Raw genomic sequence first — 22,718 nt, forward strand, 5'->3', positions numbered from 1 at the left:
TCTCCGTTTTATTCCGCAGGAGCCAGAGATACGCGGCGCAGGCAGCTTCCTTCATGTTCCAGCAGCAGCCATGAGGTTTCTTCCGGCAGCGCTTCCGGAAACAGGTTGGCCCATTCGACAATGAGCACAGTCTCTCCGTCCAGATACTCTTCCCACCCTATGCCGGTCAGCTCGGACTCATCCTTCAGCCGGTAAAAATCAAAATGGCATGCCGGCAGGCGTCCGTCAGCATGCTCATGCACCAGGGAAAATGTCGGGCTGGCAGCCGCCTCGGAACTCCCCAGCCCCTCCATAATGCCCTGGGTCAGGTGCGTCTTTCCGGCCCCCAGCTCACCCACCACGCCCAGAATTTCGCCGGGCATTAAAATTTTACCTATTTGCCTCCCCAGCTCCCTCATTTCCTCCGGGGAATGAGTCAAAACGGGGCCGTTTCTAAAAATTTTATGCCATTCGCTCATTTTTTCATGAAATTTTGCTTGTCTAAAATAAAGTCATATGGTTTATTGCGGCTCCCGCATCTGCGGGCGAACCTTAACAGTGATAGCAATGGCATACGCAATTTTCAAAACAGGTGGCAAGCAGTACCGCGTCCAGACGGGCGACGTGATCGACGTTGAATGCATCAATACCCTCGAAGAGGGGGCCGAAGCAAGCTTCGATCAGGTGCTTATGGTGGAAAATGACGGAAAAGTGACCGTCGGCACCCCCATGGTGGAAGGAGCTACGGTCTCCGCCAAGGTGGTCAGCCAGTTCCGCGGCAAAAAGATCATCGCTTTCAAATTTAAGCGCCGCAAGGGCTTCCACAAGAAAAAAGGTTCCCGCCGCGCCATGACGAAGCTGGAAATCACTGCTATCAACGCCTAATTTCAACCCTTAATTTTTATTATCTTATGGCTCACAAGAAAGGTCAAGGTTCTGTCAAGAACGGTCGCGACTCCCGCAGCAAGCGCCTCGGCGTTAAAAAATTCGGCGGACAGGAAGTGATCGCGGGCAACATCATCATCCGCCAGCGCGGCACCAAGTGGCACCCCGGCAAGGGCGTAGGCATGGGTCGTGACTACACCATCTTCTCCCTGGTGGACGGCCGCGTGTTCTTTGACCGCGAAGGCCGCCGCGTCAATGTGGCTCCGGAAGGATCTGAAGCCGCCAACTAAAATACGGATTACTCTATCTCCCTGCAGGGGCGGCCATCCACAGGGATGACCGCCCCTTTTTCTGTCCTTCTCCGCGCTCCAATAAATAACAGGAATTGTTCTTGCAAAACAATAGCCCCTCCCCCACTATCCACGCAGAGCATGAAAAATAAGATATGAATCCCAAAACAGATTCCAAGCAGGCCGTCCGCACTGCCTCTACCCTGCCGGTCATTTCCGGGTTGAGGCTTACCAAGCAAAGGCAGGAAGTTTATCAGGTTCTTCTGGAACAAAGGGATCATCCAACAGCCAATGAAGTTTACCAGCGGGTACGCAAAAAACTCCCCAGCATCTCCCTGGCCACCGTTTATAACTGCCTGGAGGCGCTGGTGAACCACGGCCTGGTCAATCAGGTCAACTTTGAACGCAGTTCTTCCCGTTTCTGTCCCAATCTCGTTGAGCACGGACACTTCCAGGACACCCGGACCGGACGCATTTACGACATCACCATCAAGGAAGGCGTGGAACTGAAGGAATTCATCAACTTGCCCGACGACGTGTGCGTGGAAGAAGCCCAAATCACCCTGAGGGGTTCCATCACCACGCCGCAGGGCTAACTCTCTTTCATCATCATGAGTCTGGTCATTAAAAATTTGCACGCCAACGTGCAAGGCACGGAAATACTTAAAGGCATCAATCTGGAAATTCCCAAGGGAGAGGTGCATGCAATCATGGGGCCCAACGGCTCCGGGAAAAGTACTTTATCCAAAGTTCTTTGCGGACATCCGGACTATGAGGTAACGGAGGGAGAAGCCTGGCTGGACGGACAGAACCTGCTGGACATGAGCATTGACGAACGCAGCAGGGCGGGACTCTTCCTGGCATTCCAGTACCCCATGGAAGTTCCCGGCGTTTCCAACGCCAACTTCCTTCGTGCGGCCATGCAGGCCCGCATGCCCCATGGGGAGGAACTGGATGCGGTCACCTTCTACAAAACGCTCTATGCAAAAATGGACCAGCTCGGCATGGCCCGCAAATTCACGTCACGCGCCGTTAACGAAGGTTTCTCCGGGGGAGAGAAAAAGCGCAATGAAGTGCTGCAAATGCTTCTCCTGGATCCCCTCTATGCCATTCTGGACGAAACGGATTCCGGCCTGGACATAGATGCCCTCCGCATTGTCTCGGAAGGAGTCAACTCCATGCGTTCCCCTTTCCGGAGCTTCCTGGTCATCACCCACTACAAACGCCTGCTGGACTACATCAGGCCGGATGTGGTCCATGTACTGGCTGACGGGCGGATTGTCCGGACCGGAGGCGGAGAACTGGTGGACGAACTGGAAAGCAGGGGATACGAGTTCCTGAAAGAAACGGAAACAGCGGAAAAGGCATAACGCCGCCAATCCGGCAATCAATCATGAGCGATACACCTGACATGTCAGAGAACGGGAACACACAGAACCTGTTTGACTTCGACCGGAGCAAGGGAAACTTCTCCTTCCCGGAACGCCATAAATTTGATGCCGGATACGGCCTGACGGAGGCCACTATTGACTACATCTGCGACGTCAAGGACGACCCGGAATGGGTGCGCCAGTTCCGCAAAAACGCGCTTGCCGTTTTTGAAAGCAAGCCCATGCCCACCCACTGGGCTTCTCCGGATATTAAAAAAATAGACTTCTCCCAAATCCGCTACTACCTCTCCGACGGAGAACGGCCCAAACGAAGCTGGGACGACGTGCCGGAGGATGTAAAGCGCACCTTCGAACGCCTGGGCGTTCCGGAACAGGAACGCCAGTTTCTGGCGGGCGTGGAAGCCCAGTACGACTCCGAATCCGCCTACTCCAACATGAAGGAGGAACTCCGCAGCCAGGGCGTCATCTTCGTCAACTCCACGGAAGGCCTGAAACACCATGAAGATGTCTTCCGCCCCTGGTTTGGAAAAGTCATTCCCACGGGAGACAACAAATTTTCCGCTCTGAACAGCGCAGTATTTTCCGGAGGTTCCTTCATTTACGTACCCAAAGGGGTTAAACTCAAACATCCTCTCCAGGCGTATTTCCGAATCAACTCGGAAAATTTCGGGCAGTTCGAACGAACTCTCATCATTGCGGATGAAGGTGCGGAACTCATGTACATGGAAGGATGCACGGCACCCCAGTTTGAAACTTCCACCCTCCACTCCGCCGTTGTGGAACTGGTCGCGCTCAAGGGCGCGAAAATTCAGTACGTCACCGTGCAAAACTGGTCCTCCAATGTCTTCAACATGGTCACCAAGCGCGGTCTTGCCATGGAAGATGCGGAAATCCGCTGGATAGACTGCAACATTGGTTCCGGCCTCACCATGAAATACCCGGCTGTGGTGCTCAAAGGCAGGCGCGCGCGGGGGGAAGTCATCTCCATCGCTCTGGCAAACACGGGCCAGCATCAAGATACGGGGGCCAAAATGATCCATGCGGCGGACGACACTACGTCCAACATCGTTTCCAAATCCATCAGCATCGGCGAAGGGCGCGCCAGCTACCGGGGCCAGGTAATCATGGGCAAAGGGCTTAAGGGGTGCAGGAACAACACGGAATGCGACGCCCTACTTCTGGCAGCCAACAGCCGTACGGACACCTACCCTGCCATCACGGTAAAAGGGGATGGAGGCACGGTGCAGCATGAGGCATCCGTCTCCCAGGTCTCTGAAGAAATGCTTTTTTACATGCAGCAGCGGGGCATCCCGAAAGCTGCGGCGATGTCTCTGGCCGTCAATGGATTCATTAACGACCTCGTTCAGGAATTCCCCATGGAATACTCTGTGGAGCTGCGCAGGCTCATTGATCTGGAAATGGAAGACAGCATCGGATAAGGAGGGAAATAATGAACCACTTGCTTAACGAAGAACAATTTTCCGCAGGCTTTCTTCCCGCATGGTTTGAAGCCCGGCGCCGCCATGCCCTGGAACAGGCGGAACGGCTTCCGGAACCTTCCCGCCGCATGGAATCCTGGCGTTTCGGCACCCCCGGCAACGAATCCCTGGAACATGTTGAAGCAGCCCTTCCTGTGGCGCCGGAAGCCTTGGCCCCCATCATCAGGGAACATGCCTCCATGCCGGAGGCCCTCCGCATTGTTTACGCCAACGGGCTCCCCGTATCCCTTCCGGAAGAGCTTCCGGAAGGGCTTTCCGTCATGGATATGGAAGACTTTGTGCTCCAATGCCCGGACACCGCCCGGAAATATTTGGAAACAGAGACGGAAACGCTCGGTTCCGAAAAACTGTCGGCATTGACTATGGCTCTCCAGCACAACGGGCTGGTTATTATGGCGGACAGGGAAATCTCTCTCCCTCTGGAAATACTCCACTTCATTTCCGGAGATAACGTGGCCGTTTTTCCCTCTACGCTGCTCATTGCGGAAACCGGAAGCCGCCTGCACATTCTGGAACGCCACCTTAGCGCAGACCATGGCCGCCAATTCTGCGGAGCGCTCCAGCAATACCACCTTTCCTCCGCGTCATCTGTCAAATACGCGCTGGTTCAGGAACTTAACAGCCGTTCCCGTGCCGTGGAGCTTTCCCATATTATGGCGGATGATTCCGCGGAAATGGAACATCTCGTCAGCCATCCCGGCGCAGCCTGGGCCAGACAGGAGACGGTCTGCATCCTGAACGGAGACGGCGCAGGAGTCCGCCTGCTTTCCGCCAACCATCTGAAGGAAAACAAGGAGCTGGACCAGAGGACCTGCCAGAAGCACCTTTACCGCGGAGCCTCCAGCAACCTGCTTTATGCCAATGTGCTTGACGATGAAGCCAGCAGCATTTTCAGCGGCATGATCCTGGTGGCGGAAGGCGCGCATGACACCAGCGCCTATCAAAGCAACCGCAATCTCATTCTCAGCCCCAGAGCGGAAGCCAACTCCATTCCCGGCCTGGAAATCCTGGCGGACAGAGTGCAGTGTTCGCACGGTTCCGCCACTTCCTCCATTTCCCCGGAAGAAATTTTCTACCTGCTTTCACGGGGCATTCCGGAACAGACGGCGCGCAGAATGATTGCCCAGGGCTTTCTGAAACATGTCTTGGACCAATTCGGCGATGAAACCATACGTACCGCGGTAGAAAGCATCATCCTGCCCTGACCGCTATTTCATGAAACCCAAAAAGACGGAGAGACGGTCCCCTATCCCTCCTTTTCCGTCCTGATATTAACGCGCCGCTGCAAGAGAGCCGCCACAAGCAGAAACAGAGCAGTTCCCCCCATCATGCTGTAATACCATTCACGGTAAGGCGTATGGTACTGCAGGAGGATTTCCGTCTGCTGTTCCGAATCCGGAACAGAAACAAGAATAGAATAGCGCTCAGTACTGGATAAAGGAAGCTCTTCCCCCTTCCCGGTGCGGGCGCTCCATCCCCTGGAATAGCTCTCAAGAACAGACAATTCCTTTGTTCCTGGCGGCACGGTGACATGGATCTTATTATTCGTTCTCCAATCCGGAACAACAGGAGAAAAATGATTCTCTTCCCCCTGGGTTCGGACAAAATAGCGTCCACGGTACAAGGGATTTTCCAGCAAGAAGAAATCTTCCGTTTCCTGAACCAGATTCCACCCGTCAAAAGACGGCCTTCCGGCTTTGGCATCACACAACAAATGAGAAATGCCGGCCATGGCATAATCTTTCGGATAATAATGTCCATCCGACAAAGGTCTCAGATATCTGGGCTGCACCGTTTCATAACCTGAGGCCAGCCTTATTCCATATGTGGATAAATGATTAGTACATAAAAAATCCAAGTCATTATGAGGATTGACGATAACAACGGCACCATCCCCCACATGTCCGCGAAACTCGGACATCCATTCCGGTTCTTTATAAAGATAGCCGCTTTCCGGTTTGTCGGAATAGGCAATCCATGAAGAAGAAAACACTATTTGTTCCCCAAAGGTACATAATACCACAAGTCCTGCCCACCACTTCGGATAACGGCTGGATATATTCAGGCGGGAACAGGCCCAGCCCCCTACGCTGACCAGTAAAATCAATAAGGCATTGCGCCAATCCCAAATCATCAGCTGGTCCAGGAGACGCTCGCTTCTGAGCAAATACCAGGAATGACGGTATTTTTGCTGAGAAGTCGTTATGTTTCCGTCAATAAAGCTATGCAATTTTAACAGCAATGGTTCATGGAAACACTGAACTGCCACCGATACGGCAAGCCATATACACAAAATTCCAATTCCCCACCATGCAAGTCTGCGCCAGATAGGAAGAACCGGATGCCGCCTAAGGTCAAATAACTGCCATCCGGCAAGCCAGCTCATTCCAAAAGCCATCACAACCGTGGAACGTGAATAGAGGAAAGTGGAAAGAGGTGTGCATGAAACAATTAAACTGACAAGAAAACAAAACTTGGCGGTCAACGGTGCCCGGCGGTTAAACAATGCCAGAACAGCCAGCACAAAAACAACTCCTCCACCAAATTTGATATCGAATAAATCAGCGCCAATCACTTTGGAAATACTGATTGTCTGAGGAATGCCGAAGAGCGTCGGCATCACAGATGTGGCCAGAAAAGGAATATTTTCCAGCCCCCAGACAAACGGCAAGCTTTTACAGCCTTCCATGCGCGGCAGGGTGTCCACAAAAACATCCAAGGAAAGCAACGCCGCCAAAAATCCGGAGATCAAATAAAAAGATGATGATTTCAGAAAAACTTTCCAGGACCAGCGGTCTGCCCGTTTCCACCAATCCGCAAGAAACACGCACAGCACCAAAAGAAAAACAAAGAGACACGCTTGCAAATGGCCTCCTCTGAATCCGAGAACAATAAAGAGAATAGAGGGAAGATGCACCCATTTGTTTTTCCTTCTCCCTTCCAACAGGGACCAGACAATCAACGGCGCCCAGATTATTCCACCAAGCCACCGGTCATATATCCACATAATAAACTGGGAATAAAAACTGAAACTCACAGCTCCCAGCAATACGTACGGAATAGGAATTCCCCTGGATTTCAGTAGAATGATCATCCCCAGCCCTGCGATAAAAAACTGCAGCAAGATTCCCGCATCCCATGCCGTCCAGAAAGGAAGAAAACCAAATAACCAATGATGCCAATCCCCCGGGCTTAACATGGTATTTTCCGGCAGTGAAGTCCCATTGTGAGTATAAGGGTTCCATCCCATATACCCATCACTTTGCCAGGACTGCTGCATCGCCCAGCTATAAGGTAAATATTGAGAAGCCCCATCTACGTTATATTGGTTATGGACTTCCTCCATTGGCTGAGTTGCGAATGGTTTGAACAGGCATTCCACACAATCCACCGGGGCTAAAACCTTTCCTCCAAACACGGCAGGAGCAAAAAAAAGCAGTACAAGTACTGCCCAAATTATTATCCCCCACCACAAGGGAATTTTTCTATTTTTTTTACAATTCATTTATAATAAAAATCTGACATTGGCTCCTCATGCATCCCCAAAGAAAATTCCTGTAAATTAACGAATGAATTTCTCCACAGAATTGTTAAAACCGGCATCCATCGTTCTCCTTCAGCCCTGAAATTAAACCAATGAATCGGAACGCCTTTTTCTAGCGGATTTACAATCCGTTACGGACAGTAAAAGAAAAAAACTCTTGTTCTCAGGGAAAGTGCCGCTCTTTATACGGTTATTGAAACGTGACTCCGCTTCAACATGCAACGAACTCTATAAAAGAGGGTTTGCCAAAATTCTACTTCAGGCCCGGATATCGTAGCAATTTCCCGTATTCCCGTCACCAGGGTGGGCCCAGGCAAATTTCTGTGCTACGTAAGAGGCCCTGATACGTAAAGAAACGATGTTGCAAGTTCTTTTCTCTTAGAGTTACAGCTTGACTCCGGATTGTAAATCCGCCCACCTTCTCAAGAAAGCACTATTTCATTGAAAAATGCTTCACCCAGAATTATTTTCATCCTGAATTCCCAGTTAAGCATCTTAAGAAAAGCATCAAAAAATCTGGCCGGAATGATATGAAATAGCCTTGCAGCCGGTTTATGACCTGTCCGACAAGCAAATTGCTGCCACAAATATTTATGATTCATCATTCCATATAAAAATATAAATAAAAAGGAACCGGACAAACAGGAACGGCGCGAATAAATAAATAATCCGAAATAAAAGGAATCCGAAAGGCTCACCCTGTGAGCATCTCATCCGGCATCCGGTAAGGAAAACGAAACTATTTTTTGAAACAAGGAAGAGTGTTTCTCCGTTATTATTACCGTATGGTCACATTTTACAATATCACTCTCTCTACCGCCTTTTCCCTGCTGATGCTGTCCGTGGCGGAAGCGGCACGGCCCAATGTGGTTCTCATCAATGCGGATGACCTTGGCTGGGCGGAAGTGGGCTGCTACGGCCAGAAAAAAATTAAAACCCCGAACATTGACAAGCTGGCCTCCGAAGGACAGCGATGGGTTTATTTCTATTCCGGAGCTCCGGTTTGTTCCCCTTCCCGCAATGTGCTGATGACGGGCAAGCATACGGGCAACTGCGACGTACAGGATTTGAAACGCGTGGACGCGGGCGAAAACTGGCGCGACCTCAAAGGAGACTGGCCCATCAGAACGGAAACCTACACTCTACCGGAAGCCATGAAAAAAGCCGGTTACGCCACAGCGGTGTTCGGTAAATGGGGTATTGGGGATTTCGGTTCCACCGGAGCGCCGGACAAACACGGCGTGGACAGGTTCTATGGCTACACGGACCAGAAAGCCTGCCACACCTACTATCCTCCATACCTCTGGAATGACGGAAAGAAGGAAGTTCTCAACACTTCCCTGACAGCCGCCACTATCGGACACGGTTCCCAGCCCAAAGGGGAAGTTCTGGCGGACACCTACCGCGCGGAACAACACAGTTCCGATCTTATTGCGGATAAAATGCTGGAATTTGTGAAGGAAAAGGCCCATGGCAAACAACCGTTTTTCCTGTATTACGCCCCGCTGGAACCCCATGTGGCCATGCAGCCTCTTCAGGAATGGATTGACCGCTATCCCCGCGAATGGGACAAATCCCCCTACCGCGGCAACCGGGGCTATCTGCCCCATCCCCGCCCCCGGGCCGCCTATGCAGGCATGATTTCCCAGATGGACCACAACGTAGGACGCCTGCTGGACACGCTGAAAGCCTGTGGCCTGGACAAAAATACCATCGTCATTTTTACCAGCGACAACGGCACCACGCATGATGCAGGGGGGGTGGACCACCGGTTCTTCAACTCCGTAGCCGATCTCAAAGGTTTGAAAGGGCAGCTTTATGAAGGCGGTATACGTGTCCCCGGCATTATCCGCTGGCCTGGGAAAATAGCCCCGGGAAAAACCATCACCCAGCCGGCCTTCCATGCGGACGTGATGCCTACACTGTGCGCTCTGACAGGAGCGGATGCAGGTTCTCCGCTGGGAACGGACCTCTCCCCTGTCCTTCTGGGCAAAAAATCCGCTCTGCATGACAGGAAGCCCCTGGTCTGGGCAGGGGGAGGCTACGGCGGCCAGGTAGCCGTGCGTTTCGACTCCAAGAAAGTCATCCGCCGCAACCTGTTTCCCGGTAAAAAACCGGACAACTGGGAAGTGTACGATATCGTGAAAGACCCCGCAGAGAAAAATAATATCGCCGCAGAAAACCGTGACCTTATCAACAGAGCCATCGCCATTCTGGACAGGGAATATCAACCCGCGCCCGGCTTCCAGGCCCTGCGTTACAAGGCCCCGGAACAGGTAGCCGAATAAGAGAACGGGAAAGAAGGTTCCACGATCCGCCTCCTTCGCCATTCTGACCTTGACGTGAACGGAGCCGGGGTTAGTCTTTCACGCATGAGTTTGACATCATCCCTCCTTTCCAGGGTGCTCGGAGGCGGTTCCTGCTCCAGAGAAGAATTGATAGCCCTCAGCCGGGAACCGCTGGAAGAATTGTGCCAGGCGGCCAACGCCATCCGGGAACATTTTTGCGGGAATGTCTTCGACCTCTGCACCATCATCAACGGCCGCAGCGGCAAATGTTCGGAAAACTGCAAATACTGCGCCCAGTCCGCCCATTACTCCACGGCAGTGGAGGAATATCCCCTTTTAAGTGATGAAGCCCTCCTGGCGGGGGCCAGGTACAATGACGCACGTGGCATTCTGCGCTACTCCATCGTCACCTCCGGCAAGAGGCTGACGGATGAAGACGTGGACCGGCTCTGCGCCAGTTACCGGCACATCGCCGAACATTGCGGCATCTCCCTCTGCGCCTCCCACGGCCTTATTTCCAAGAAACACTGCGAGCAATTGAAAGCCGCAGGCGTTTCACGCTACCACAATAATCTGGAAACTTCCCGCCGCAATTTCCCTAATGTCTGCACCACCCATACGTACGACGACAAACTGCAAACCATCAAATGGGCTCTGGAAGCCGGGCTGGAAGTTTGCAGCGGCGGCATTATGGGGCTTGGAGAGACTATGGAAGACCGGATAGACATGTACATGGACATCGCGGCGCTGGGCATCAAATCCATGCCCGTCAACTTTCTGACCCCCATCCCCGGAACGCCGTACGCGGACATGACCCCCCTGGGAGAAGAAGAACAGCTGCGTATCGTGGCCCTGGTGCGGTTCATCATGCCGGACGGCTTCGTCCGCATCGCCGCCGGCAGGAATACCATGAAGGACCACGGCAGGAAAATCTTCATGTCCGGAGCGAATGCCGCCATCTCCGGAGATATGCTTACCACCGCCGGCGTCACCATCCGGGAAGACCTGGCCATGCTGGCGGAACTGGGATATGAAGTCCGCATGAAATAAGGTCCGTCCCATTTTCGCGCCCTTTGCCATGAATCACTCCGACTGGTCAAAAAAAGATCTGGAATACATCTGGCATCCCTGTTCCCAGATGAAGGATTACGAAACGCTGCCTCCTATCGTGGTCGACCACGGAAAAGGCGTCAACCTGTATGATGTGGACGGGAAACGCTATCTGGATGTGGTCAGCTCCTGGTGGTGCAACCTGCTGGGCCATTCCCACCCCAAAATCAACCGTGCCATCAAGGAACAGCTTGATTCCCTGGAGCATGTCATCTTCGCCAACTTCTCACACAGGCCGGCTATCACTCTGTGTGAAGAACTGATGAAGAAAATTCCGCGGGGGCTCTGCAAATTCAATTTCTCGGATAACGGTTCGGCATCCATCGAATCCGCCATGAAAATGAGTTTCCAATACCACTACCAGACCGGAAACCGTCAGAAAGTACGTTTCATGTCCCTGAGCGACGCCTACCACGGAGAAACCCTGGGAGCCCTCTCCGCAGGAGGCCTGGACCTTTATTCGGAACTCTACAAACCTCTTCTGCTGGACATCGTGCGCATTCCCGCTCCGGATTGCTACCGCTGCCCCAAGGGGAACAAACGCGGCTGCTGCCAGGCGGAATGCATTGACGCGGCACAGGAGGCCTTTGCGCGCCATGGGGACGAATGCGCCGCCCTGCTGGTGGAACCCCTGCTCCAGGGCTCCGCAGGCATGCGGATGTATCCTCCCGCTTATCTGGCGAAACTGCGTTCCCTGTGCGACGCCTACAACGTGCACCTCATTGCAGATGAAATCGCCACCGGTTTTGGCCGCACGGGGAGCATGTTCGCCTGCGACCAGGCCGGCGTTTCCCCGGACATCATGTGCGTCTCCAAAGGGCTCACGGGCGGCTATATGCCCATGTCCATCACCATCACCACGCAGAAAATTTACGATGCCTTTTATGCGGACTACAGGGAAGGAAAAGCATTCATGCACAGCCATACCTATTCCGGCAATCCGCTGGGGTGCTCCACAGCTCTCGCCGTGCTGAAGGTCCTGGACGAGGAACACATTATTCCCCGGGCGCAGGAAAAAGCCCCTCTTTTCCGCCAGATGATCGTGGAGGCCCTGGGGGATCATCCCCACGTGGGGGAAATACGCAGCCTGGGCCTGGTGAACGCCATTGAACTGGTGGAGAACAGGGAAACCAAAAAAAGCTTTCCGTCCGAGCAGAGGCTGGGGTACCGGATTTACAGGGAAGCCCTTAAACAGGGACTTCTGCTTCGCCCCCTGGGCGACGTCCTGTATTTCAATCCCCCCCTCGTCATTTCTCCGGAGGAAATGGAGGAAGCCGTATCCATCTGCGCTTCCTGCATCCGCAAAGTGCTGGGATAAATGTTCATCCGGCACAACAAGACGAACTGTTTTTTCTTGAAGAAGATTGTGAACCACCAATATAGTGCAATTATAATTTGACAAAAGCCGGGATGCGGCAGCTACAATACAGCCACCGCGCCCCGTTTTTTTATGAGTGCAGATACCAAAATGTTACGCAATAGAACGGCATTTTTTTTTGGGGGGTAAAGGTATAAAACCTTATTGTCTTATTTCCCCGCCCGGGAAGCCCGCATAAATCAAGTTTTTTTCTCCCCTATCGCGTCACATTCGCCCGCTTTTTCCTCATGTGCTCGGCGTTATGTATGCGGGTGATCCCGTTGTAAGCACTTTTGAATTTTGAAGCATGGTATCAACAGGAGCTGCAAATACAATATTTCCGCAATGAATTTGACAATAAAGGAGCAATGCTTATGGAACCAGTCAATTTGTTGAAAGCTAAAAATCGTGATGAGTTAAGGCAATGGCTTGAACAGAATCATAAGACTGAAAAAGAATGCTGGGTTGTTGTAAAACGTGGTAAACCAAAAGGGAATAACACATTTTGGTATATTGACGCAGTAGAAGAAGCTATGTGTTTCGGCTGGATTGATAGTACAACAAAAAAACTCGATAATGGTATCACTGCACAAAAACTGGCTCCCCGCAGAACAGTTAGCTTATGGTCTGAACTAAATAAGGAACGCTGCCGCAGGATGGAAAAATTAGGAAAAATGACGGAAGCCGGACGTTCTGCTTTACCCGATATGTCATCAGCAGGTTTTATCATAGATAAAGAAATTCTAAAAGCATTACAAACTGATAACGAAGTGTGGGAAAATTTTCTTAAATTTCCACCTCTTTATCAGAGGGTACGCATAGATACTATACAGATAAAAAAGAAACAACCACAACTTTTTCAAAGAAGATTACAAAAGTTGCTTGAGAATACAAAAAAAGGAATAATGTACGGCGAATGGAATGATAATGGGCGATTATTAGACTATTAGCTCCGGCAACCACGTTTTTTAAGACAAAAGATGCAACTTTTCTTCAGGACCGGGGTTTGTAAAGATACCTTGCAATCTCATACCACCATGATACGCCTCACCCCGCTCCGCAAACGTCCGGCGCTTTCCGCGCTGGTGCTTCTCCTCCTGGGATCCGGCTTCTGCCAGGCTCAGGAAATGCTTACCGATTCCGCAAGAAAGGAAGCTTCCGAATGGCTTAAGGAAGTCAAAGCCGGCTACCTGAACACCAGCTCTTCCCGTATCCAGAAGGCCGTGGCCGCCCTTACCGCGGCCATCAGCACGGAAAACGCCGCCATGAAACTTTACGTGGATGCCATGAAGGACCGGTTTCTGAACCCCACCAGCATGATGTCCCGCATGCTGAACCGGGGAGGCGGGGGCGGCTTCCGCATGATGCGCATGCCGGGTTCCGGAGGGAGGGGAGGCAACAGCAGCAAGCCTGACAGCCCCAGCACCGCCTTTTCCAACTGGCGCAAGCAGAATACGGGAAACAACGTAGCTCCCGGCTTTAAAAAAGCCCTTCAAATCCAGTGCAAATGGATGCTGCTTTGCCTGAGAAAAGCGGACGCGGAAAAAAACGAACGCGACCTTAACGTTTCCTCCAGCGTCCTGTCCATGCTGGATGAAGTGGCCGCCAACGCCAAGGATGTAGGCGAACAGCTTCCCATGGTAAGCGGAGCCAGCGAAGTCATCCGCACCTACCTGAACATTGGAGACTACCGTTCGGAAACCCTGCCGGACAACCTGATGGATCTCAATACCATCTTCGACCGCGTACTGCTGGCTCCCTACAAGGAGAAAAAGGATGTGGAAAACTTCCGGAAACTCTGGAACAAACGCATCGGCCTGGAAGCGACTCTGCTGCAAAACAACTCCGCCAGCGATAAAAAAACAGCGGAAGCAGAAAAAGCCGATTTCCTGGTTAAAAGACAGTGGGAACGGGAAAAGGCCTGCTTTGAACTCGGCGACCAGGTAGCGGCACTTGAAAAGATGAAAAGCCTGATTTCCGGCATCAAGGACCCTTCTGAAAAGCAGCGTGCCATCCGCGACCTGGAATTCCTGCTTCTTACCCCGGCGGAACAGGCGAAACTCCGCGAAGAGCGCATGAACAAACGCATGCCGGGCGGTCCTCGCTTTTAACAATCGTCGCCAAGCCCCAGCCTCCCTCCTTTCTCATCCCCCGTTGCGTAACGCGCACCGGGGGATTTTACATTGCGGAGAGCCGCATTTCCCTGACGGAGGCAGCTTCCTTCCTCCCGGGTTGGAACCATGTCTTGCGCAGGCGGTAAACGCGCACGCCCTGGATATTCTCATCCAGATGCCAGGCTGTGCGAACGCCGTGCTGCTCCCAGATATGGCGGCTGAGCATCCCCATGAACTTGCTGTCCATATCGGAAACGTCACCTTGCGGAGTGAGACAGACAATGTACACATTATCCCTGCACAGGTTCAGGGAGGACTGCCCCTCCCACCCCATCTCCTTCAGTTTCCGCTGTACGGGTTTCAACGGAAAATTCCAGCCGCCCAGCGTGACAACGTTCTTCCGGGAACAGCTCCAGGCCTTGCGGAAAACAGACTGCCCCGGGGCCAGATCGTCAATAGTGCCGCCGGACATCTGGACGCAAAACAGGGAATCGGGCTCCCGGTCCACCCGCTCGCATAACAGGCGCCCGGCATCCGGGGAAAAAGATTCCAGATTAGCCTCCCACACGGCGGCGCACGCCTGGGACAAAGAAACGGAGAACGCGCAGAACATGGGCACGCCGCCCGCAAGAGCTCCCTTCCCCGTCCAGGTGATGCGGATGGGACGATATTTATCCGACCACAGCAGACACAGCCCTGCAATCAGGAACGTTGGATAAACTACGCGGAAATACAGGCGGTCTATGCTGGCCATATACAGCAGAATCAGCACCAGCAGGGAGCCTACGCAGCACACCAGGGCCGGAGAATCCCCGCGCCGGAAAGAAACGCGGCATGCCAGACCGAACAAAATCCAGCAGGGGAGAAGATCCATAACGGAATCCCATGAAAACAGATGCAAGGCTTTCTCTCCACGGGCCCACGCCCTGGGCCAGAATTCACCTCCGTCCCGCGCCAACAGAAGCCTTTCCAGATAATCCGTATTGAATACATCCATATCGCAATTGGTAAACATCCGGACCATCCTGATATCGTTGGAGAACACGCCGTACTTTTCACACTGGTAGGCGCTCTCCTGCCTGATGGGACACGTGTCCGAGAGAAGGGCGCGGGCCTGGTTCCATGCCGCCACGTCACATCCCTCCAGCACATTCCGGTGGGCGTATTTATTATATTCATTCAGGCTGAAGGACGCAATGAGCACACAGGCCAGAGCCAGCCAGAGACGACTGAGGGCAAACAGCTTTTCCCTGGACGGCCTGAGCCCTTCCAGGCTGCCTGCCAGCAGGATGGCCCCCCAGAAAGCATCGCACACCAGGGCGGCATCCAGCCGGACCATGCTGCCCAGCACGCACAGGAATACTCCCGCGCACCACCCCCTCCAGGAAGAGCCGTACTTCAAACACGCCAGCACACCTGTAAATCCCGTCAGAAAGGCGGCATGGCTGAATTGCAGAGCGGCGTAAAAGCCCGGCATGATCAGAAGCCACACCAGCAGCAGAACCAGCGTATTGAAATCATATCTGCGCGCCTTGCGGGCATGCGCCGTCAGCATCGTGAAAATGGCCGCGCCGCTGGACAACGTGGCAAGCGCCAGAAACACAGGCCAGACGGACACCCCGCCAAGGACAGGCGCAGCTTTCAACAGAAGCCCGGTCAACAGGGGATTGACGAAAATGACATGGGCATCCGCATAAGAGGGATCCCCCCATCCGTCAAGCACGGACGCAATCACCAGATCGTCATTGGACTGGTACGCCACGCCCACAAGGCTCCAGGCCAGAACCAGAAGCAACAGGTTGAACCATACGGGATGGAGCAGAGGAAAAAGCGATACCCATCTCCAAATCTGTTTCAACATAAGCAAATTTCCTGACTTTACAGACTGTTTTCCCTGTCCGGGGACGCATACTAGGAACGGGGAAAATGAAAGTCAAGAGCCGATCCGGATGAACAAACCGGAGGGGCTAAAAGGCTGCAACCTCTTCCTTAACGGTTCAGGCAGACGATAATGCCCGCGATAATCATCGCGTTGCCGCCCACTTTGCGCATGGTGATCGGTTTTCCGAAAAAAATCCGGTCAAACAAAAGGATATATACATATGCGGAGCATTCCAGCATATTCACCGTAATCATCGGCAGGTGGGACAGGCAGTAAAACGTCAGCAGGCAGCAGCCCAAAAAAACGGAATATGCCGCCATCGTGGCCGGATTCACGAAATAGGCAAGGCCGGTCAGCCGGTCATTCATGGCGGACTTTTTCAAAACCACCTGTGTGCAGGAAGCAAGAAAAACGGAAAACAGGTTCAGCCCAATATAAAATTCCTCACTCATGCGCCTCCTCCGTGGAAACCAAAATAATACCCCCGATGACCAGCGCCGCTCCCGCCGCCAGCGTCCAGGAAAGAGCCTCCCCCAGGCAAAGCCATGCCAGCAGGATACCCCAGATGACAACGGCGGAACGGTTGGCATAAGCCACACCCAGGTTGAATTTTTTCAGCATGACCTGCCATCCCGCCGCATAAATGCCCAACAGGAACAGCACGCCGGCCAGCAGGGCAAACCGGCGCCAGTCCGTCCAGCCGTAGGGGGCAGCCATGCGCCCCAGCACGGTATTCAGCGCGTAAACGATAAACAGCAGGTGCAGAATCAGATAGTTGATCATGAAAGAAAAAAAGAGACGGGAACAATTCACTCATACCGGCGCGCTACCACCACGGCGGGCCTGTGCTTGGTTTCCTTATAAATCTTGGAAATGTAAATGCCGATAACGCCCAGGCTCATCAGAATCAAGCCTCCGACCAGCCAGATGGAGGCCACGGAAGAGGCCCAGCCGGGAGGGGCTACATTATACAGAAGCTGGCGCACAACCACCCAGGCGACATACAGCATGGCTACTAGGGTGACCGCCAGGCCAAAGTATGAAATATACACCAACGGCCTGGCGCTGTAGGAAACCACGGAATTCACCGCCAGCGCCATTTTTTTGCGGAAAGTGTAGGTCGTTGGAGAAGAGGATGCTTTCTTCACCCTGCACGGCACCTGCCGGAAACCGGCGGAAACGCACAGCCCAAAGAAAAAAGGCTCCCGGTCCTGGAATTTCAGCATCTCCCGCAGAAAACGCGCGCTCATCAGCCGCGCCGTAACCATATTCCTGGTAATCTGCTGATCGGAAAGCAAATTAAACAATGTGTAGAACAATTCTCCGGAAACGGCTTCAAACAAGCCGCCCTTCCTCTTCTCCTGCACCCCGTACACCACATCCGCCCCGGTAGAATCCATCTCACGGGAAAAATTAACCAGCCACTCGGGAGATTCCTCCAAATCACTGTCAATCAAGAATACGCGCTCTCCCCGGGCTTCTTCGCAGGCCACGTACATGGCCAGATGATGGCCGAAGTTGCGGGATAAGTCCACCACGCGCACCCGGCCGTCCTTCTCCCGCTCCTTCAACGCCTGTTCCAGACCGTCCCTTGGGCAGCCGTCATTCACCAGCACCACCTCCGTGCAGGAGGGGTCATAACCCGCCTCAAGCGCAGCGGCGAAACTGCGGGAACAGAACTCCGCCAGATAACCGCCCGTACAATACACGGTAGCCACAATGGACAATTGAACCTGTGGATCAGTCATAACGCTTTTACATACATGAGAACGCGCTTCCTTTCCCCGCTTTTCTCGCACACCTCGTCCTTTTCCGGAACACGGGCAAAACCCATGCGCTCATGAAAACGCACGGAAGCCGCATTGTCCTCCAGAATCCGGGCATATAACCGTTCCAGACCCAGCTCCCCTGCGGCCAGCTCCATCATCCCGGCATATGCGGCGGAAGCCGGGCGCAGTTCCCTGAATGCCCTGTCGTAAAGATAAATGCCTATCTCTCCGCAACGCGTATTCCGGTCAAACCAGGGCAGGTAAACCAGACCCAGCGGAACCTGGTCCGCATAAATCACGCAGGCGCGGGCATCCTCCCCGCGGACGTTCCTTTCCAGCCACGCCCGATGCTGCTCCTCCGTTACCTGGTCCAACAAAAAAAACGGGGTGATCTTTTCGGAATTGCGCCACACGCGCAGGCGGCTGCGCATGGCCTCATCCACATCAGACACGTTGACCAGGCAAATTTTCATCATGATTCAACTCCCTCCAGCCCGAAGCCGGCCCGCAACACCTCCCGGCAACCTTCTTCCCCCAAATCGTAATACAAAGGAAGCCTCAGCAACGTATCGCTGGTACGGTCCGTATGAGGCATGGCCCCGGCAGAACGCCCGAATCTCATCCCGGCAGGGGAGGAATGGAGGGGAATGTAGTGGAACACCGCTTTAATCCCGTGCTCCGCCAGCTTGTTGATCAAGCGCGTGCGCTCCTCCATGGAACGGAGCAACACGTAATACATGTGGGCGTTATGCGTGCAATGCTCCGGAATGCACGGACGCCGCAACACCCCCTGTTCTTCCAATGGAGCCAGCGCGCGGTGGTACATATCCCACCACTTCAGCCTTTCCCCGTTGATCTCCTGCCCGTGTTCCAGCTGGGCATACAAATAAGCGGCGATCATCTCTCCGGGCAGATAGGAGGAACCTACGTCCACCCAGGTGTATTTGTCCACCTGCCCGCGGAAAAACCTGGCACGGTTGGTCCCTTTTTCCCGGATAATCTCCGCGCGTTCCATCAGGGAGGGGTCATTCACCAGCAGGGCTCCTCCCTCTCCGGAAATGACATTCTTGGTCTCGTGGAAACTGTAACAGCCCAAATGGCCGATGGAGCCGAGCCGACGCCCTCTGTAGCAGGAGCCGACGCCCTGGGCAGCGTCTTCAATCACATACAGGCGATGCCTCTCGGCAATTTCCATGATTGCATCCATTTCACAAGCCACGCCCGCGTAATGAACCACGCAAATGGCGCGGGTGCGGTCCGTGATGGCCGCTTCTATCAGCGTCTCGTCAATATTCTGCGTATCCGGCCTGATATCCACGAATACAGGAACGCCGCCGCGCAGCACAAACGCGTTCGCCGTGGAGACGAACGTATAGGAAGGCATGATAATCTCGTCGCCCGGGCGGCAGTCGATCAACAGGGCCGCCATCTCCAGCGCGGCGGTTCCGGAATGAACCAGCAGAACCTTTCCGGCGCCGGTGCGTTCCGCAAGCAGTTCATGGCATTTTTTCGTGTAATAGCCGTCTCCGCATAAATGGGCGCGCTGGATGGCGTCCCGGATATAATCCAATTCGGGACCGTGCTGGTGAGGTTGGTTGAAAGGAATCTCCATGGCTTCAGAAAAGACCGGCCCATGACGGACGCCCGGCGCGGGCATGCCGATCCCGTGCGGAAGGCGTTCCCCGCCTTCCGCACGGGGAGACCCTACTATGAACGAAGGGCTGAAAACAAGCCTAGACCTTGATGAAGGTCCGGTTTTTGTACATGTAATACAACACGCCCCAAATCAGGGCGTAATTGCACAGGTAAAAGACAAACCTGTCCGCATCCCCGAAGCACTCGCTAAACCCGGCAAACAATACCCGGGAGAAATTGCCCGTAGGGGGGCACAGAGATACCCACATGTACACGAAAATGGCATTGCTCCCTATTACGGAGAAAAAGAATGTCAACCAGTTCAATTTCAGCACATCCGTCAGCAGATAGAACAGGAACAGCAGAAAATAGCACCATCCCGCCGCCCACAATACCATGGAACTGGTGAACAAACGCTTGATCATCGGAAAATCCAGGCTCCAGGCATATCCCAGCGCCAGGCAGCCCGCGCCCGCACATAACAGCCACGCCAGCTTTTTCCCGTGCCCCTGCACCCGCTTCAGAATCTGGCCGCCCAGCAGACCGAGCATGGTCATGGCGCCAAAACCGAACTGCGCCAGAATCCACGCATAATTCGTTCCATCCTGCCAGTTTCCCATCAGGTATTTATCCAGCAGCAGGGCCAGATTCCTCCCCGGTTCAAGCATTCCTGCCGCACAGGAACCCACCGCGGGGTCAGAAAAGGAAACAAACTTCATGACCAGCCAGTACACAGCCAGCAGCCCCCCCGTTGCCGCTACCTGCCACCGGATGGACAGATGAAGAAGGCAAATGGCCGCAATCAGGTAGCCGGAGGCGATGGCCTGGAGCGTATTGCAGTACAGGGACATCCTGGACGGTTCAAAACTCAGCAGATTGCCCTGCACCACCATGCCCAGCAAAAAAAGCACCACTACCCGCCTGGCAACCTTCAGGTAAATCTTCCACAGAGGTTCCGAACCGATGCGTTTGGAAAAGGAAAACGGCATGGCCGTTCCCACAATGAACAAAAAGAGGGGCATCACCAGATCCCAGGCGGCGAATCCCTCCCAAGCCACGTGCGTGCTGTGCTTCACCAGCCACTCGGGGCTCCGGTCGTAAAAAAGATTGATGCCGGCCACAACCAGAGCCAGGCCCCCGGTCAGGAAAAACATGTCAAATCCCCGCAGGGCGTCAATGGCCGCAATTCTCTGCGGCCTGGTATCGGAAAGTGAACTCATGGCAACATTCCAACTACGGCACCACGTCCGCCAACCTTTCCAAAGACTTTCTTTTTCTAAGGCTCCGCAAAGAAAAACGGCTGTTTCCGGAAAAACCTGTCCTTCACGGCAACTCCGTCATGATGCCTTTCTCCATATTCCCTGCCCCGCATTTCATGCTATGCTGCCCCTGCAACATGACCATGGGGAACGACCAATCCGGCGAACGCGACAGCTTCCGGAATATTGAAACTTACGCTCGCATGAAAATGGATGAACTTGGTCTGGCAGACTGGCAATTCGGCTGGGACCGGGCCAAAAGAAGGCTGGGAGTGTGCCGTCTGCTGGAAAAAAGCATTACGATTTCCATTCACTTCGTCCGCGCCAACCTGGAGACCCCTCATGAAATCCGTGACACGATTCTGCATGAGATCGCCCACGCCCTGGCGTGGACCCGCCACGGAGAACGCACCCACGGACCGCGATGGAAACAAATTTGCAGAGAAATAGGGGCTGTCCCGTGTGCCTCCGCCAAACCGGACGCCATCCGCGTCACCACGTACAAATATCTCCTGCGTCTGAAAACGACGGGAGAAATCGTCGGCAAATACCACCGCCGCCCCTCTTTCGCCAAATACCTCAAGCGCATGGCCCTGAAAGGCCGCCCCGATACGCTGGGCCAGCTGGAACTGGCGCCTTATGAAGAATAATCTCCACAAAAGCTGAAAAAACGAGCCGTTTCCGGCTATTCTCCAGCATCAACGATCATCCCATTCCGGGCATTTCCATTTTTTACGTCTGCTCATTATCCGGAACAGCAGAGGAAACACTCAAGGTGCGCTGGCGTACGTAATCGTACACCTTCGGGTCGCTGTCTCCGGCTGCCCAGACCACCCGCAGGAAGTCGGCGGGATGAATATTTCCGTGATCCCGGAAGAAACGGCGGTCATTCTCACAGCAGTAAATGATGTCATCCCCCATGGAACCGACGAGCTTGGCCCGCGCCTTGGCAATCAGGCGCGGAAGGTAGGGGAGACCGCAGAGTTCGTCGCCGAACCCCGGCAAATCATACCCGATCACAGGTTTCCCCTGGTAAAACTGCCCGTGCTGGACGGTCAGGAAGAAGTCCCGGCGCGCCGCAGCCATCAGCAGAACCGTGGTGGGGGAAGGTTCTCCCGTACGGGCATAGGTTTCTACAAAATCAAACAATTCCCGAGTGCGGCAGCCGATGGAAGACAGAAAGATAATTTCCTGGTCCGTAAAGAAACCGTCCACATTCCTGTGGCCTTCATGGTAGCGCCCCACCGCTTCGCGGAAAAGGTCGTAAAACGTATCGTTCCAATCTTCTTCCATCATCGGCCCGGCGATTTATGTTTGCGCTTGAAGTTAAGCATCATGATCTGCTTGGTCAGATTGGCTTCAAAGCGGGCCTGTTCCTCGCGGGACATTTCCGAACGCGTCTTGAGCACCTCCTGCGCTTCCTGAATGGCCCGTTCCACGCTGCCTTCATCAATCTGGGAGGAATTAAGCGCGAGGTCGGTTACCATGAGAACATGGTCGTCATTGACCTGCACAAAGCCGGTGCCCACCACCATGCTTTCCTCCGGGCCGTCCATGGGCTTGTAGCGGAGTTCCCCTGGTTCCAGGGAGGTAATCAGGGCCGTATGGTGTTCCAGCACGCCCATCTCCCCGAGACTGCCGGGCAGATAAACGTATTCTACAGTAGCGGCAACCGCCACTTCATCCGGGGTAATGACTTTGAACTCCATGCTCATG

23 protein-coding genes are annotated in these 22,718 nt (G+C 53.8%); 12 read left to right on the top strand and 11 right to left on the bottom strand.

Going from position 1 to position 22,718, the window contains the following annotated elements:
* Positions 1 to 8: 8 nt before the first annotated feature.
* Positions 9 to 458: a tRNA (adenosine(37)-N6)-threonylcarbamoyltransferase complex ATPase subunit type 1 TsaE gene (gene tsaE, locus AMUC_RS02655; RefSeq protein ID WP_012419536.1), complete on the bottom strand. Its 450-nt coding sequence runs from the start codon at positions 456 to 458 to the stop codon at positions 9 to 11.
* Between the two features lie 88 nt (positions 459 to 546).
* Between tsaE and rplU the strand changes: the two genes are divergently transcribed.
* The 6 genes from rplU to AMUC_RS02685 all read left to right on the top strand — a co-directional run bounded on the left by rplU (position 547) and on the right by AMUC_RS02685 (position 5,249).
* Positions 547 to 864: a 50S ribosomal protein L21 gene (gene rplU / locus AMUC_RS02660; protein WP_012419537.1), complete on the top strand. Its 318-nt coding sequence runs from the start codon at positions 547 to 549 to the stop codon at positions 862 to 864.
* 26 nt (positions 865 to 890) lie between these two features.
* Complete coding sequence (gene rpmA, locus AMUC_RS02665) at positions 891 to 1,154, top strand: 50S ribosomal protein L27 (RefSeq protein WP_012419538.1); 264 nt, start codon at positions 891 to 893, stop codon at positions 1,152 to 1,154.
* 155 nt (positions 1,155 to 1,309) lie between these two features.
* Positions 1,310 to 1,750: a Fur family transcriptional regulator gene (locus AMUC_RS02670; RefSeq protein WP_012419539.1), complete on the top strand. Its 441-nt coding sequence runs from the start codon at positions 1,310 to 1,312 to the stop codon at positions 1,748 to 1,750.
* Between the two features lie 15 nt (positions 1,751 to 1,765).
* The gene (gene sufC, locus AMUC_RS02675) at positions 1,766 to 2,524 is read left to right on the top strand and encodes a Fe-S cluster assembly ATPase SufC (protein ID WP_012419540.1); all 759 of its coding nucleotides are present in this window, start codon (positions 1,766 to 1,768) and stop codon (positions 2,522 to 2,524) included.
* Positions 2,525 to 2,547: 23 nt separating this feature from the next.
* Positions 2,548 to 3,984, top strand: coding sequence for a Fe-S cluster assembly protein SufB (gene sufB, locus AMUC_RS02680; protein WP_012419541.1), 1,437 nt, complete (start codon positions 2,548 to 2,550; stop codon positions 3,982 to 3,984).
* 11 nt (positions 3,985 to 3,995) lie between these two features.
* Positions 3,996 to 5,249 (top strand): SufB/SufD family protein, encoded by a 1,254-nt coding sequence (locus tag AMUC_RS02685; protein ID WP_012419542.1) that lies wholly within the window; start codon positions 3,996 to 3,998, stop codon positions 5,247 to 5,249.
* A gap of 41 nt (positions 5,250 to 5,290) precedes the next feature.
* Here AMUC_RS02685 and AMUC_RS02690 read toward each other — a convergent pair whose 3' ends face one another.
* Entirely contained in the window at positions 5,291 to 7,549 is a 2,259-nt protein-coding gene (locus AMUC_RS02690) for a YfhO family protein (RefSeq protein WP_012419543.1), read from the bottom strand.
* Between the two features lie 824 nt (positions 7,550 to 8,373).
* On the opposite strand from AMUC_RS02690, the gene AMUC_RS02700 reads away from it, so the two are divergent.
* From AMUC_RS02700 to AMUC_RS02720, 5 genes are all read left to right on the top strand, one after another.
* Positions 8,374 to 9,876, top strand: coding sequence for an arylsulfatase (locus AMUC_RS02700; protein ID WP_012419544.1), 1,503 nt, complete (start codon positions 8,374 to 8,376; stop codon positions 9,874 to 9,876).
* 84 nt (positions 9,877 to 9,960) lie between these two features.
* A complete protein-coding gene (bioB, locus tag AMUC_RS02705; protein WP_012419545.1) occupies positions 9,961 to 10,926 on the top strand; it encodes a biotin synthase BioB in 966 nt (321 codons plus the stop codon).
* Between the two features lie 28 nt (positions 10,927 to 10,954).
* Entirely contained in the window at positions 10,955 to 12,304 is a 1,350-nt protein-coding gene (gene bioA, locus AMUC_RS02710; RefSeq protein WP_012419546.1) for an adenosylmethionine--8-amino-7-oxononanoate transaminase, read from the top strand.
* 413 nt (positions 12,305 to 12,717) lie between these two features.
* Positions 12,718 to 13,293, top strand: coding sequence for a YdeI/OmpD-associated family protein (locus AMUC_RS02715; protein ID WP_012419547.1), 576 nt, complete (start codon positions 12,718 to 12,720; stop codon positions 13,291 to 13,293).
* An 87-nt stretch (positions 13,294 to 13,380) separates the two neighbouring features.
* Positions 13,381 to 14,454 carry a hypothetical protein gene (locus tag AMUC_RS02720; protein ID WP_042447611.1) on the top strand — a complete coding sequence of 358 codons (1,074 nt, stop codon included), beginning with the start codon at positions 13,381 to 13,383 and terminating at the stop codon, positions 14,452 to 14,454.
* Between the two features lie 67 nt (positions 14,455 to 14,521).
* Here AMUC_RS02720 and AMUC_RS02725 read toward each other — a convergent pair whose 3' ends face one another.
* From AMUC_RS02725 to AMUC_RS02755, 7 genes are all read right to left on the bottom strand, one after another.
* Positions 14,522 to 16,318, bottom strand: a complete 1,797-nt coding sequence (locus tag AMUC_RS02725; protein ID WP_012419549.1) for a hypothetical protein — start codon at positions 16,316 to 16,318, stop codon at positions 14,522 to 14,524.
* A 128-nt stretch (positions 16,319 to 16,446) separates the two neighbouring features.
* Positions 16,447 to 16,791 carry a DMT family transporter gene (locus AMUC_RS02730; RefSeq protein WP_012419550.1) on the bottom strand — a complete coding sequence of 115 codons (345 nt, stop codon included), beginning with the start codon at positions 16,789 to 16,791 and terminating at the stop codon, positions 16,447 to 16,449.
* Complete coding sequence (locus AMUC_RS02735) at positions 16,784 to 17,122, bottom strand: hypothetical protein (protein ID WP_012419551.1); 339 nt, start codon at positions 17,120 to 17,122, stop codon at positions 16,784 to 16,786. Before AMUC_RS02735 ends, AMUC_RS02730 begins: the two co-directional genes overlap by 8 nt.
* Before the next feature lie 26 nt (positions 17,123 to 17,148).
* Positions 17,149 to 18,087 (bottom strand): glycosyltransferase family 2 protein, encoded by a 939-nt coding sequence (locus AMUC_RS02740; RefSeq protein WP_012419552.1) that lies wholly within the window; start codon positions 18,085 to 18,087, stop codon positions 17,149 to 17,151.
* Complete coding sequence (locus AMUC_RS02745; protein WP_012419553.1) at positions 18,084 to 18,584, bottom strand: GNAT family N-acetyltransferase; 501 nt, start codon at positions 18,582 to 18,584, stop codon at positions 18,084 to 18,086. Before AMUC_RS02745 ends, AMUC_RS02740 begins: the two co-directional genes overlap by 4 nt.
* Positions 18,581 to 19,720: a dTDP-4-amino-4,6-dideoxygalactose transaminase gene (gene rffA, locus AMUC_RS02750; protein WP_012419554.1), complete on the bottom strand. Its 1,140-nt coding sequence runs from the start codon at positions 19,718 to 19,720 to the stop codon at positions 18,581 to 18,583. The genes AMUC_RS02745 and rffA overlap by 4 nt, the downstream gene beginning before the upstream one ends.
* Before the next feature lie 121 nt (positions 19,721 to 19,841).
* Positions 19,842 to 20,963 carry an acyltransferase family protein gene (locus AMUC_RS02755; RefSeq protein WP_012419555.1) on the bottom strand — a complete coding sequence of 374 codons (1,122 nt, stop codon included), beginning with the start codon at positions 20,961 to 20,963 and terminating at the stop codon, positions 19,842 to 19,844.
* Between AMUC_RS02755 and AMUC_RS11790 the strand changes: the two genes are divergently transcribed.
* Positions 20,954 to 21,652: a SprT-like domain-containing protein gene (locus tag AMUC_RS11790; protein ID WP_051729282.1), complete on the top strand. Its 699-nt coding sequence runs from the start codon at positions 20,954 to 20,956 to the stop codon at positions 21,650 to 21,652. The two genes, AMUC_RS02755 and AMUC_RS11790, sit on opposite strands and share 10 nt — an antisense overlap.
* 82 nt (positions 21,653 to 21,734) lie before the next feature.
* On the opposite strand, the gene AMUC_RS02765 is transcribed toward AMUC_RS11790, so the two are convergent.
* Both AMUC_RS02765 and atpC read right to left on the bottom strand, forming a co-directional pair.
* Positions 21,735 to 22,298: a DUF5069 domain-containing protein gene (locus AMUC_RS02765; RefSeq protein ID WP_012419557.1), complete on the bottom strand. Its 564-nt coding sequence runs from the start codon at positions 22,296 to 22,298 to the stop codon at positions 21,735 to 21,737.
* Complete coding sequence (gene atpC / locus AMUC_RS02770) at positions 22,295 to 22,717, bottom strand: ATP synthase F1 subunit epsilon (protein WP_012419558.1); 423 nt, start codon at positions 22,715 to 22,717, stop codon at positions 22,295 to 22,297. The genes AMUC_RS02765 and atpC overlap by 4 nt, the downstream gene beginning before the upstream one ends.
* Between the last annotated feature and the right edge of the window lies 1 nt (position 22,718).

The organism is Akkermansia muciniphila ATCC BAA-835 (assembly GCF_000020225.1).
GTDB lineage: Bacteria > Verrucomicrobiota > Verrucomicrobiia > Verrucomicrobiales > Akkermansiaceae > Akkermansia > Akkermansia muciniphila.